We start from the raw sequence: 12,184 nt of genomic DNA, 5'->3' as shown, positions 1-12,184 counted from the left end.
CCGACGACCGGGGCCGAGCAGGAAGGCGGGCGATGACCGACCTCATCGACACCACCGAGATGTACCTGCGCACGATCCTGGAGCTCGAGGAGGAGGGCATCGTCCCCATGCGGGCGCGGATCGCCGAGCGCCTCAACCACTCCGGGCCGACCGTCTCCCAGACGGTGGCGCGGATGGAGCGGGACGGCCTGGTCCACGTGACCGAGGAACGCCGGCTCGATCTGAGCGACTCCGGGCGCCGTCGGGCGACCGGCGTGATGCGCAAGCACCGCCTCGCCGAACGCCTTCTCCACGACGTCATCGGGCTGGACTGGGCCTACGTCCACGAGGAAGCGTGCCGCTGGGAGCACGTGATGAGCGAGCGGGTGGAACGCCGCCTGCTCGGGCTGCTGCACCAGCCGACCGAGTCCCCGTACGGCAACCCGATCCCCGGACTGGTCGAGATCGGCGGACCCGATGCCGGCAGCTTCACCGACGGGGTCACCGCGTTGACCACCCGGGTGGCCCGGGCGGGTCGCGAGGTCGCGGGCGGTGAGGCCGGCGGTGAGAGCGGACCGGGGGAGGTCACCGTGCAGATCGCCCGCCTGGCCGAGCCCGTGCAGTTCGACCCCGACCTGCTGGCCCAGCTCGACGAGTACGGGATCCGTCCCGGGGCCCGTGTGCGCGTCAGTGCGGCGGGGGGTTACGTCCGCTGCGCGACCGATGACCACGGGGTGCTCGAGCTCGCCGACGACGTGGCCGCCCACATCTTCGTCGCCGACCACTGACGGCGCCGCCGGTCCGTCGCGTTCCTCGCGGACCCGGTCACGCGCCGGACTCGGGCGGATCCGTGAACTCGTGGGCCGCGTGATTCTGATAACGAATCGGTGACATCCGGTGGCCCCGTCCGGTACTGTCGAGACTCATCCGACACATTCCCGGGAACCGCTCAGCCGAGCCGGTTCCCGGCGTACCGGGCCGCGCGTCGGTCGACCACCCGCAGGGTGCCCCGTCGTCGCCGGCCGCGTCCCGGACCCGCACGTTCGTTGCAGTCCAGCTGATGCACGATCTGGCCCGGGACCGCCGTCACCCCTGATCGGGAGGCCGCCGCGTCCGGCGACGGTCGTTCCTGCGGCACATCCACGGCTCCGCCGTCCCCCGTGCCACCTCGCCTCGGCGCTTACCCGCGTCGGTGCCCGTGCTCGCCCGAGTCCTCCCGTGCCCGTTCCGGCCGTCGCCCGGACGCGGCCGTCCACGGAAGCCCGCGCGTCGCCGACCCTGCTGGCCTGCCCCCTCGACAGGACAGGAAGCCCCCCGATGTCTGCCCCCCGTGACACCACCGCCCGCCATCGCGCGCCGAGTAGCCGCCCCACCGGTACCCCGCCCGCGTCCCGCCCCGGCGGTGTCGAGGGCCGCCACCGCGCCCCCACCGCCGGCACGCCGGCCCTGCGCCGCACCGGGCTCGCCGTCGCCTGCGCCGGTGCCGCGCTCGCGCTGATCATCCCGACCACCTCCGCCGCCCTGCCGGAGGCGAGCCAGACCGCCGTCTCGGTCCTGGCCGGTGCCGGTCGGACCGCCGAGGCCGGTGGCGTCGGGGCGGTCGGGTCCGCGCCGGCGCGCCCGCAGAGCGCCGCCCGGAAGACGGCCGCGGCCTCCGCCGCGTCGAACACGGCGGCGGAGAAGGCGAAGCAGGCCGCCCGGAAGAAGCAGGCGGCGGATCGCGCGCGGGCCGCCCGGACGCCGCAGCAGCGCGCCGGACTGCAGGCGCCGCTCAGTGCCTCGACCATGACGTCGCCCTTCGGCCAGCGGGTGAGTCCCATCACGGGCCAGCTCGACGAGATGCACACCGGGCAGGACTTCGGCGCCCCGGCCGGCGCCCCCGTCAAGGCGGCGGGCTCCGGCACCGTGAAGGAGGCCGGCTGGCACGCCTACGGTGGCGGCAACCGCGTCGTCATCGACCACGGCAACGGGCTGAAGACCAGCTACAACCACATGTCGGCCATCGACGTGCACGTGGGACAGCGGATCGCGCAGGGCCAGCTCGTGGGCGCGGTCGGCAGCACCGGCGCCTCCACCGGCCCTCACCTGCATTTCGAGGTGTTCGTGCAGGGCAAGCTCGTCGATCCGCTCCCGTGGTTGCCGGGAGTTGCCCACCGGTCGTGATCGGAATGTGACATTTCGGTTGCAGTACGGTACGGTCGTCATCGTGCCTGACCCACTCTGGGGCGCGCACCCCGTCCCGGCTGTTCAACCCTGCCTCTGGGACCGGTCCGTTCAAACGCTTCACAGGCAGGGGCGGGGGAACCACTTGTGGCCTCCTTCGAGGCCTTGGGGTCAAGTGTCCGATCCGGACGCCGGATGCCTCCCATCCGAACCCGACAGCTCACCCCGTAGACACCTAGGGAGAGGGAAACCCATGTCGTCATCGACTGCTCGTCACCGCGCCCCCATGACCGGTCGCGCCCACCTGACCAACGCCTCGAAGGCCGCCGCCGAGAACCGCGGCGTCGTCCGGGGCGGCGCCGTCGCCGCTGCCGCCGCGGGCCTGCTCATGGTCTCCGTCGCGCCGGCCAACGCCAACGCCACGTTCGACACCGCCGGCACCCCGGCTCCGGCTCAGGCCTCCACCGCCGGTTACACCGCCAGCGGTACTCCGGGCAACTACACCTGGACCACCAACGGCATCACCTACACCTGGACCGGCGCCAACGTCGCCGACGGGTACCGCTACTTCGGCCTGACCGGCAACGGTGCGGCCGCGGCCAACCCGGCCCCGGCCGGCGACGGCAGCGCGCCGACCGCCAGCTACAGCGGCGCCGGCAACGCCCCGGCGACCCCCGCCGCCGGTGTCAACCCGGCAGCGAACACCCCGAAGTCCACCGGTGGCAACCAGTCCATCGTCGCCGCCGCCTACTCCGGCATCGGCCACGCCTACGTCTGGGGCGGCACCAGCCCGGCCGGCTGGGACTGCTCCGGCTTCGTGCAGTGGGCCTACGCCCAGGCCGGCCAGAGCATCCCCCGCACCTACCAGTGGACCGCCATGACGCCGACCTCGGCGCCGAAGCCGGGCGACCTGGTCGTGCACAACGGTGGCTCGCACGTGGGCATCTACGTCGGCAACGGCATGGAGATCGGCGCGCTGAACCCGGGCCAGGGCACCATCCTGCACCCGGTCAACGCGATGGGCGTCGACGGGTACTACACCCTCGGCTGAACCGCTTCCGCACAGCCCTCCGGTGAGCCCACCGGGGGGTTTGTGCTGTCCATGTCGACGACGCGGCAGTGACGCCGGGTGCCTTGGCGCCCTGGTCGGACCCGCGACACTGAAAGAGAGAAGCATGTCCACTCCCTCCACCGGTCGCCACCGTTCGGCGGCCCCGCGGGTGGCCACGGCACTGGCGCAGGCGATCACGCTGCAGTCCGGCAAGGTCGGTCGCCGGGCCGCGGTCGTGGCCGCCGCCTCGGGCCTGGTCCTGGTGTCCGGCGTCGCCGCTCACGCCGACACCGCGCAGCAGCCGGCTGCCGCGCAGCCGGCCAGCCAGGCCGTCGCCGCCGGGAAGGTCGGTGCGGTCACCGCACCGGCCACGGCGAAGGCCGACTTCACCCGCACCCCGGTCGCCTCCAAGCCGGCGCCGAAGGCCAAGCCGGCCGTCGCGGCGCAGGAGGCGCAGCGGGCCGCCGCCCAGCAGGCTGCCGTGCAGCGCGCGGCCGCCGTGCAGCAGCAGGCGGCGCAGCAGGAAGCTGCCCAACAGCAGGCGACTCAGCAGCAGGCGGCGCAGGAAGCTGCCCAGCAGCGGGCGGCCGAGCAGGCCGCCGCGCAGCAGGCGCAGGCCGAACGGGTCGCCACCCAGCAGCAGGCTGTCCAGCAGCAGGCCGCGCAGCAGCAGCGTGAGGCTGCCGCCGTGCAGCCCGCGGCGGCCCCGCCCCAGCCGGCGCAGCAGGCGACCGCGCAGCGGGCCACTCCGCAGCCGGCCACGGCGCAGCAGCCTGCTGCGGCTCAGCCGGCAGCGGCTCCGGCCCAGCCCGCGGCGTCCGCCTCGGGCAAGGGTGCCGCGGTCGCCAACGCCGCGCTCGCCCAGCTGGGTGTCACGCAGGACTGCACGATGCTGGTGACCAACGCGCTCAAGGCCGTGGGCATCAACTTCCACGGCTGGCCGGCCGACTACCTGTCCCTGGGCTCGACGGTCTCCGCGGCGCAGGCGCAGCCGGGCGACCTGCTGTACTACGCGGACGGCGGCGGAGGGCAGGCCCACATCGCCGTGTACCTCGGCAACGGCCAGGCCGTGCACGGTGGCTTCAACGGCAACGAGACCGTGAAGTTCAGCGCCAACGTGGGCTCCGGCCCGGTGTACATCCGGCTCCGCTGATCACCGCACCGACGACGACGACCCCTCGCCTCTCGGCGGGGGGTCGTCGTCGTCGGTGACACCGGTCCCCGGGCTGCCCGGGTGCCGTCGGATCCCTGCGTTAGGGTCGGAGCCAGGACGGACGGTCCGGACGACGCCGACTTCGATGACGGAGGGTGCAGTGCCCTACACGAGCCTGACCTGGCATCGCGCCCACGACCTGGCCTACCGGAGCGGCCACCCCCTCGCGGCCGAGACGGTGCCGGTGGACCGGGCGATCGGCAGAGTGCTGGCCGGCGACGTCACCGCCGTCGCCCCGGTGCCTCCCGTCGACTCCGCCGTGATGGACGGCTGGGCCGTCGCCGGACCGGGCCCGTGGACGGTGCTCGAGGTCGACGCCGGGCCCGAACGATCCCGTCCCGAGCGGACCCGCGAGGACGCGGTGCTGCACCGGATGCGCTGGGTCCGCGGCCTCACGCTCGCCGACGGCCAGGCCGTCCGCGTGCGCGCCGGCGCCCTGCTGCCGGCGCGAACGGCCGGAGTCCTCGTGCTCGACCGCGGCCGCGTCGACGAGACGGGCCGCCTCACGCGCGCACCCCACGCGCAGCAGGACGAGCCGGCCCCCGGCGACCACGTCCGCCGCACGGGCGAGGAGGCGACGACGGGGGAGACCGTCCTGACGGGCGGGACCACGCTCACCCCCGCGCACGTGGCGTGGGCCGCGTCGTGCGGCCTCGACATGGTCGCCGTCCTGCGCCGGCCGCGCGTCACGCTCGTCATCACGGGGGCCGGCCTGGCCGCGCACGGCGTGCCCGAGCCAGGAACGGTGCGGGACGTGTTCGGCCCGCAGCTGGGCGCCTACGTCGCGGCGCTCGGGGGAACCGTCATCGGCATGCACCACGTCGGCCTGGACGACCGGGCGCTGCTCGCCCAGCTCGGCACCGACGCCGCCGACGAACGGCAGATCCGGGAGGCCACCGGTGACGTCGTGATCACCACCGGGGGGACCGGCGGGTCGACCAGGCACGAGGTGCGGGGCGCCCTGGCGGCGGCCGGCGCCGAGATCCTCATCGACGGGGTCGCCGTCCAGCCCGGGCACCCGCTGCTGCTCGCCCGGCTCGCCGACGGCCGCATGCTGGTCGCGTTGCCCGGGCACCCGCTCGCCGCGATGACCGGCATGCTCACCCTCGTTGCGCCGCTGCTGGCGGGGCTCGCCGGGGCGGCCGTGCCCCGCCCGGGTCACGTGCGGCTCGGCGCCGACGTTCCCGCGGGCATGCGCACGCGGCTGATTCCGTACACCCTCGACGGCGGTGTCGCCCTGCCCAGCCGCTGGCGTGCCGCCGGGATGCTGCGGGGCTTCGCCGAGGCCGACGGCGTGCTGATCTGTCCCCGCGACGGCGGGGAGACCGGTGAGGTGCTCGAGGAGATCACGCTGCCATGGTGATCCGGCGGACCGGGTGGCGAACGAGACGAGGAGCGTGAGGCCGTGCACGACGACCGGGAGATCACCGAACGACGGCTGTACCGTTTCCTGCGCCAGCGCATCGAGCCCGCCGTGCACGGGCAGCGCTGGCCCGTGGCGGTGACCGGCTGGGACGTCCCGGGCGAGCCGGTTCCCGCCGCCGAGGCGATCGCCGCGACCGCCGCCTACACCGAACGCACCCCCGGCACCCCGTGGGGGACGCCGTGGTCGACGACCTGGCTGCACCTGACCGCGGACCTGCCCGACGGCGAGCCGCTCGACGACCTGGCCCTCGTCGTCGACCTCGGCTTCACGGGCGACGGGCCCGGCTTCCAGTGCGAGGCACTGGCGTGGCGCCCGGACGGCACCGTCCTGACCGGCGTCAGCCCCCGCGGCAACGTGATCCCGGGCCGGCTGCTCGACCCGGGTGGCACCGGTGCCGGGGTGGACCTGTACATCGAGGCGGCCGCCAACCCGGACCTGACCCAGGGCTGGACGTTCCAGCCGACCCCGCTGGGCGACCCCGCCACCGCACCGGCGACCCCGCGGTACGTGCTCGGCGACGTCGCCCTCGTCCGGGTGCACCACGAGGTCGAGGAGCTCTACCGGGACTGCTGGGTGCTCAACGGGCTGATGGCCGAGCTGCCGGTCGAGTCGCCCCGCCGGCACGAGATCCTGCGCGCCACCGAGGCCATGATGGACGCGATGGACCCGGACGACGTCCCCGGCACCGCGGCCGAGGGGCGCGCGACGCTGCGGGACGTGCTGGCCAGGCCGGCGTCCGCCTCGGCCCACCACCTCGTCGCCACCGGGCACGCCCACATCGACTCGGCGTGGCTGTGGCCGGTGCGGGAGACGGTCCGCAAGTGCGCGCGGACGTTCGCCAACGCCCTGACCCTGATGGACGAGGATCCGGACTTCGTGTTCGTCGCCTCCTCCGCCCAGCAGTACGCGTGGATCAAGGAGCACTACCCGGACCTGTTCGAGCGGATCCGGGTGCGGGTGGCGGAGGGCCGCTTCGTCCCCGTGGGCGGCATGTGGGTCGAGGCGGACTCCACCATGCCCGGCGGGGAGGCGATGGCCCGTCAGTTCATCGAGGGCAAGCGGTTCTTCCTCGACGAGTTCGGCGTCGACGGGCAGGAGGCCTGGCTGCCGGACTCGTTCGGCTACTCCGCGGCGATGCCGCAGATCGTCGCGGCCGCCGGGATGCGCTGGTTCCTCACCCAGAAGATCTCCTGGAACCAGACCAACGCCTTCCCGCACCACTCCTTCCTCTGGGAGGGTCTCGACGGGACCCGCCTGTTCACCCACTTCCCGCCCGTCGACATGTACAACGCGCAGCTGCTCGCCTCGGAGGTGACCCACGCCGAGCGGAACTTCCGGGACAAGGGCCGGGCCACCGTCTCCCTCGTCCCCTTCGGGTACGGCGACGGCGGCGGCGGGCCGAACCGGCTGATGCTCGCCGCGGCGCACCGCTGGCGCTCCCTCGAGGGGGCGCCGAGCCTGGAGATCGGCACGCCGGCGTCGTTCTTCACCCGTGCGGAGGCGGAGTACGCGAGCCCGCCGGTGTGGGTCGGGGAGCTGTACCTGGAGAAGCACCGGGCGACGTTCACCTCCCAGCACCGCACGAAGCAGGGCAACCGGCGCTGCGAGGGGCTGCTGCACGAGGCGGAGCTGTGGAGCGCGACGGCGACCGTGCGCACCGGGGCGCCGTACCCGGGGCCGGAGCTGGACCGGCTGTGGCGGATGGTGCTGCTGCTGCAGTTCCACGACATCCTGCCCGGCAGCTCGATCGCCTGGGTGCACCAGGACGCGGAGCGCAACCACGACGCCGTCGCCGCGGCCTGCGAGGAGCTGATCGCCACCGCCCTCGCCGCCCTGGCCCCTCATCCCCCTCCGGCCCGTCCTGCCAGGTCGTCAATAGATGCACACGATGGGCCCGGATCGGGCCCGGATCGTGCATCTATTGACGACCTGGCGGAGGGAAGGGGAACGACGGCGGGGGGCGGGGGGATGTGGTTCAACGCGACCGGGTTCCCCGTCCGCGGCATCGCCCCGTTCGCGGCGGGCACGCCCGGACCGGCGGGTCCGGCGGCGACGGCCACCGCGCAGGACGGCGGCGCCGTCCTGGACAACGGTCTGCTGCGCGCCGTGGTCGACGCCCGGGGGCTCGTCGTCTCCCTCAGGGACGCGGCGACCGGGCGGGAGGCCATCGCCCCGGGCGGACGCGGCAACCTGCTCAGCCTGCACCGCGACACCCCGAACGAGTGGGACGCCTGGGACCTGGACGGCTTCTACCGCAACACCGTGCGGGAGCTGACGGACGCCGACGCCGTCACGGTGGAGGCCGACGGCACCGGCCCCGCCGCGGTCGTCGTCGACCGCACGGTCGGGGCGACGCGGATCCGGCAGCGGCTCGTGCTGGAGCCGGGCGAGCCGTTCCTGCGGATCGAGCACGACATCGACTGGCAGGAGCACGAGAAGCTGCTCAAGCTCGGCTTCGACCTCGACCTGCGCGCCGACGTCTCCAGCGCCGAGACCCAGTTCGGTCACGTGCAGCGGCCCACCCACACCAACACGTCCTGGGACGCGGCCCGGTTCGAGATCTGCGCACACCGCTGGCTGCACGTCGGGGAGCCCGGCTACGGCGTCGCGATCGGCAACGATTCCAGTTACGGGCACGACGTCACCCGCACGGTCCGGCCCGACGGTGGGACGACGACCGTGCCCCGGGTCTCCCTGCTCACCTCCGCGGTCTTCCCCGACCCGTTCGCCGACCGCGGCCGCCAGCGGCTCACGGTCACGGTGGCGCCCGGCGCCGGGATCCCCGCGGCGGTGCGGCTGGGCCAGGCGACGGCGGGCCTGGTCCGCCCCGGCCCGGCCGGTGCCGCCGTCGAGCCGCTGGTCGCGCTCGACGGCGACGGGGTGGTGATCGACGCCGTCAAGCTCGCCCTCGACGGCAGCGGCGACGTGATCGTGCGGTTGCACGAGGCCCACGGCGCCCGGTCCACCGGGGTGCTCCGGCCCGGCTTCGCGTGCACCGCCGTGGAGGCGACCGACCTGCTCGAGCGCCCCGTGGCGCCCCGGCGTGGCGTGACGGTCGAGGGCACCACCGTCACGGTCATCGCCGATCCGTTCACCCTGGTGACCCTGCGCTTCCGTCGCGCCTGACGCCGCGCGGGGGGCCGGATCGTTGCGCGGCCGGCCGGTGGGTGCCGACCGGGGGAACAGCCGTCGGTGCACGGTGGTTGACTGGAGGCAGCACGCGTCGCCGAGAGGAAGCTGAGCACGATGAGCATGGAAGGGGCCGCCCATTCGTCCCTGTGGCGGATGGTGTCCGACACGGGGGAGCGGCGCGCGTTCTCCCCGGCGACGTTCCGCCGGATCATGGCGTTCGCCGCGCCGCACCGGACGCGACTGATCGTCTTCGTCGTGCTCTCGGTCGCCTCCGCCGTGCTCGCGGTGCTGACGCCGATCCTCGCCGGCGAGGTGGTCGACGCCATCACCGGCCGCGGCTCCGTCGGCACCGTGACCTGGCTGGCCGTGCTGATCGCGGTGGCCGCGCTCGCCGACGCCGGCCTGGGCCTGCTGACCCGCTGGTTCTCCTCCCGGATCGGGGAGGGGCTCATCCTCGACCTGCGTCGCGCCGTTTACGACCACGTGCAGCGGATGCCCGTCGCCTTCTTCAACCGCACCCGCACCGGGGCGCTGGTCAGCCGCCTGAACTCGGACGTGCTCGGGGCGCAGCGCGCGTTCAGCGGCACCCTGTCCGGTGTCGTCAGCAACGTCGTCGCCCTGGTCCTGACCGTTGCCGTGATGGTCAGCATCTCCTGGCAGATCACCCTGCTGGCGCTGGTGCTGCTGCCCCTGTTCCTCATCCCCGCCCGCCGGATGGGCGGTCGGCTGGCGTCCCTGCAGCGGGAGGCGGCGAACCTCAACGCGGCGATGAGCACCCAGATGACGGAGCGGTTCTCCGCCCCGGGCGCCACGTTGATCAAGCTGTTCGGCCAGCCCGAGGCCGAGTCCGCCGAGTTCGCGCTGCGCGCCGGCCGGGTGCGGGACATCGGCGTCAAGACGGCGATGCTGCAGACGGTGTTCGTCACCGCCCTCACCCTCGTCTCCGCGCTCGCCCTGGCCCTCGTGTACGGGCTCGGCGGCTTCCTCGCCATCGTCGGCACCCTCAACCCCGGCGACGTCGTGACCCTGGCACTGCTGTTGACCCGGCTGTACGTGCCGCTGACGGCCCTCGCCAGTGCGCGCGTGGAGATCATGAGCGCCCTGGTCAGCTTCGAGCGAGTGTTCGAGGTCCTCGACCTGACGCCGCTGATCGTCGAGAAGGAGGATCCCGCGCCGCTGCCGCCCGGACCGATCGGCGTGACCCTGGACCACGTGTCCTTCGCCTACCCGGCGGCGAAGGACGTCTCGCTCGCCTCCCTCGAGGAGGTCGCCACCCTGGACACCCGGGGCGGGGAGGAGGTGCTGCACGACGTCTCCGTCAGCATCGAGCCCGGGCAGACCGTCGCGCTGGTGGGCTCCTCCGGCGCCGGCAAGTCGACGATCGCGCAACTGGTGGCCCGCCTGTACGACGTGACCGACGGCGCCATCACCTACGGCGGGGTGGACGTGCGGGACGTGTCCTTCGCGTCCCTGCGGGACACCCTCGGGATGGTGACCCAGGACGGGCACCTGTTCCACGAGACCGTGCGCGCGAACCTCGCGCTCGCCCGGCCGGACGCCAGCGACGTGCAGATCTGGGACGCCCTGCGGCGGGCCCGGCTCGAGGCCGTGATCCGTGCTCTGCCCGACGGGCTGAGCACCGTCGTGGGGGAGCGCGGCTACCGGCTCTCCGGCGGCGAACGGCAACGCATGACCATCGCCCGGCTGCTGTTGGCGCACCCGCGCGTGGTGATCCTGGACGAGGCGACCTCCGCCCTGGACTCCACGAACGAGGCCGCGGTGCAGGCCGCCCTCGGGGAGGCCCTGGCGGGGCGCACCGCGCTCGTGATCGCCCACCGGCTCTCGACCATCCGCGCGGCGGACGCGATCCTCGTGATCGAGGGTGGCCGGGTCGTCGAGCGCGGCACCCACACCGAGCTGCTCGCCGCCGGCGGCCGTTACGCCGAACTCCACGCGACCCAGTTCGCGCACCAGGACACCGCTCAGGAGGCCGACGGGGACCGCCGAGCCACGAGCCGGGACGCCGGCCAGGCACCCGCGCTGGCCACCTGACACCCGCACCGACGAGAGGCGCCGCCATGACCCCGACCGATCCCGCCGGTACCGACCGCACCGCCGCCGACCCCACCGCGCGGGCGACCGCCGACCTGTGGGACGAGCGGGGCGAGGACCTGCAGTCCGTGGACGTGCCGTTCCTCGACCTGGGCGGCCGCACCCGGTTCAGCGGACCCGTCCGCACGGTGCGGTGTCGCCACGACAACGCGCTGGTCAAGTCGGTGCTGGCCGGTCCCGGCGACGGCGCGGTGCTCGTGGTGGACGGCGGCGGCTTGATGCACACGGCACTGATGGGCGATCTGATCGCCGCGTCCGCGGTGCAGAACGGCTGGGCCGGGGTCATCATCCACGGGCCCGTCCGGGACCGGGCCGCGCTCGCGACGCTGCCGCTGGGCGTCAAGGCACTCGGCAGCAACCCCCGCAAGAGCGCCAAGGAGGGGACCGGGGAGCGGGACGTGCCGGTCACCTTCGGCGACGTGACCTTCCGGCCCGGGGCCACGGTGTGGGCCGACGAGGACGGCATCGTCGTCGAACGCTGACCGGCGGCACTGACCGGCGCGAACCCTGACCGGCGCGAACACTGTCCGCGCGAACGGTGCGCCGGTCAGCCAGGGCTCGTGCGGTCAGCCGCGCGTGCCGGTCCCGAGGCCGGGCACGGTGGTGACCTCGAACACCGGGTCCTGGTCGCGCCGGTTGGTCAGGATGGCGTCGAGTTCGGCACCGACCGCGGCGCACACCGCGGCGGCCTGTTCGTCCTGCGGTCCCGCGAGCACCGCCGCGTCACGCAGTTGACGCGCCAGCTCCGCCACGTCGCCGAGCTTGTCGCCCGTCGTCTGTCGGATCACGTACATCGTGGAATCACCCCCGTGGTTCCGTCGGCCCCGGCAGACACGCTAGTGCGTGAGTCTGACCGCGACCAGAGTCCGGCCCGGGAAGTCGCCGTCCGGGCCGCACCGGGTCGAGGACCCGCCCCGCGGCGAACGGCTAGACTGGAATCCGCCCATCCGGGCGCGCCTCTGTAGCTCAGTAGGATAGAGCGGCCCTCTCCTAAAGGGCAGGCCGTCGGTTCGATTCCGGCCAGGGGCACCACCGGCGTCAGCCGACGATGTTCATCCCCACCGATGAGGACACCACGCCGTGGTGCGGACCGGTCCTGTCGGTGCCC

Annotated in this window: 9 protein-coding genes, 1 tRNA gene and 1 riboswitch; of the genes, 9 read left to right on the top strand and 1 reads right to left on the bottom strand. The window is 73.9% G+C overall.

The features are described 5' to 3' along the window. Window positions 1–32: 32 nt before the first annotated feature. From IEX22_RS07830 to rraA, 8 genes are all read left to right on the top strand, one after another. A complete protein-coding gene (locus IEX22_RS07830; RefSeq protein ID WP_188667782.1) occupies window positions 33–767 on the top strand; it encodes an iron-dependent transcriptional repressor DtxR in 735 nt (244 codons plus the stop codon). 529 nt (window positions 768–1,296) lie between these two features. Then, the gene (locus IEX22_RS07825) at window positions 1,297–2,142 is read left to right on the top strand and encodes a M23 family metallopeptidase (protein ID WP_188667781.1); all 846 of its coding nucleotides are present in this window, start codon (window positions 1,297–1,299) and stop codon (window positions 2,140–2,142) included. Between the two features lie 106 nt (window positions 2,143–2,248). Beyond that, window positions 2,249–2,390, top strand: a riboswitch (cyclic di-AMP (ydaO/yuaA leader). Between the two features lie 38 nt (window positions 2,391–2,428). Beyond that, complete coding sequence (locus IEX22_RS07820) at window positions 2,429–3,193, top strand: C40 family peptidase (protein ID WP_188667780.1); 765 nt, start codon at window positions 2,429–2,431, stop codon at window positions 3,191–3,193. A 124-nt stretch (window positions 3,194–3,317) separates the two neighbouring features. Continuing rightward, window positions 3,318–4,346: an NlpC/P60 family protein gene (locus tag IEX22_RS07815; protein WP_229659860.1), complete on the top strand. Its 1,029-nt coding sequence runs from the start codon at window positions 3,318–3,320 to the stop codon at window positions 4,344–4,346. A gap of 160 nt (window positions 4,347–4,506) precedes the next feature. Further along, the gene (locus IEX22_RS07810) at window positions 4,507–5,769 is read left to right on the top strand and encodes a molybdopterin-binding protein (protein WP_188667779.1); all 1,263 of its coding nucleotides are present in this window, start codon (window positions 4,507–4,509) and stop codon (window positions 5,767–5,769) included. 42 nt (window positions 5,770–5,811) lie between these two features. Continuing rightward, on the top strand, window positions 5,812–8,958 hold the full coding sequence (locus IEX22_RS15820) for an alpha-mannosidase (protein WP_229659859.1): 3,147 nt from the start codon (window positions 5,812–5,814) through the stop codon (window positions 8,956–8,958). Window positions 8,959–9,078: 120 nt separating this feature from the next. Continuing rightward, window positions 9,079–11,016, top strand: coding sequence for an ABC transporter ATP-binding protein (locus IEX22_RS07795; RefSeq protein WP_188667778.1), 1,938 nt, complete (start codon window positions 9,079–9,081; stop codon window positions 11,014–11,016). A 26-nt stretch (window positions 11,017–11,042) separates the two neighbouring features. Beyond that, complete coding sequence (gene rraA / locus IEX22_RS07790; RefSeq protein WP_188667777.1) at window positions 11,043–11,558, top strand: ribonuclease E activity regulator RraA; 516 nt, start codon at window positions 11,043–11,045, stop codon at window positions 11,556–11,558. 84 nt (window positions 11,559–11,642) lie between these two features. Here the strand turns inward: rraA and IEX22_RS07785 are convergent, their stop codons facing one another. Then, window positions 11,643–11,870: a hypothetical protein gene (locus IEX22_RS07785; protein ID WP_188667776.1), complete on the bottom strand. Its 228-nt coding sequence runs from the start codon at window positions 11,868–11,870 to the stop codon at window positions 11,643–11,645. A 161-nt stretch (window positions 11,871–12,031) separates the two neighbouring features. On the opposite strand from IEX22_RS07785, the gene IEX22_RS07780 reads away from it, so the two are divergent. Beyond that, window positions 12,032–12,108, top strand: a tRNA-Arg gene (locus tag IEX22_RS07780). The last annotated feature ends 76 nt before the right edge of the window (window positions 12,109–12,184 follow it).

This window comes from Tersicoccus solisilvae (genome assembly GCF_014643255.1).
Taxonomy (GTDB): Bacteria; Actinomycetota; Actinomycetes; order Actinomycetales; family Micrococcaceae; genus Tersicoccus; species Tersicoccus solisilvae.
The sequence above is the reverse complement of the archived record's forward strand: the minus strand, read 5'-3'. Positions and strand labels throughout refer to the sequence as shown.

What these genes read in the sequence shown, in the direction of transcription:
- IEX22_RS07830 (WP_188667782.1), top strand. Translation starts at nt 33, where the DNA reads ATGACCGACCTCATCGACACCACCGAGATGTACCTGCGCACGATCCTG.
- IEX22_RS07825 (WP_188667781.1), top strand. Translation starts at nt 1,297, where the DNA reads ATGTCTGCCCCCCGTGACACCACCGCCCGCCATCGCGCGCCGAGTAGC.
- IEX22_RS07820 (WP_188667780.1), top strand. Translation starts at nt 2,429, where the DNA reads ATGACCGGTCGCGCCCACCTGACCAACGCCTCGAAGGCCGCCGCCGAG.
- IEX22_RS07815 (WP_229659860.1), top strand. Translation starts at nt 3,318, where the DNA reads ATGTCCACTCCCTCCACCGGTCGCCACCGTTCGGCGGCCCCGCGGGTG.
- IEX22_RS07795 (WP_188667778.1), top strand. Translation starts at nt 9,079, where the DNA reads ATGAGCATGGAAGGGGCCGCCCATTCGTCCCTGTGGCGGATGGTGTCC.
- rraA (WP_188667777.1), top strand. Translation starts at nt 11,043, where the DNA reads ATGACCCCGACCGATCCCGCCGGTACCGACCGCACCGCCGCCGACCCC.
- IEX22_RS07785 (WP_188667776.1), bottom strand. Translation starts at nt 11,870, where the DNA reads ATGTACGTGATCCGACAGACGACGGGCGACAAGCTCGGCGACGTGGCG.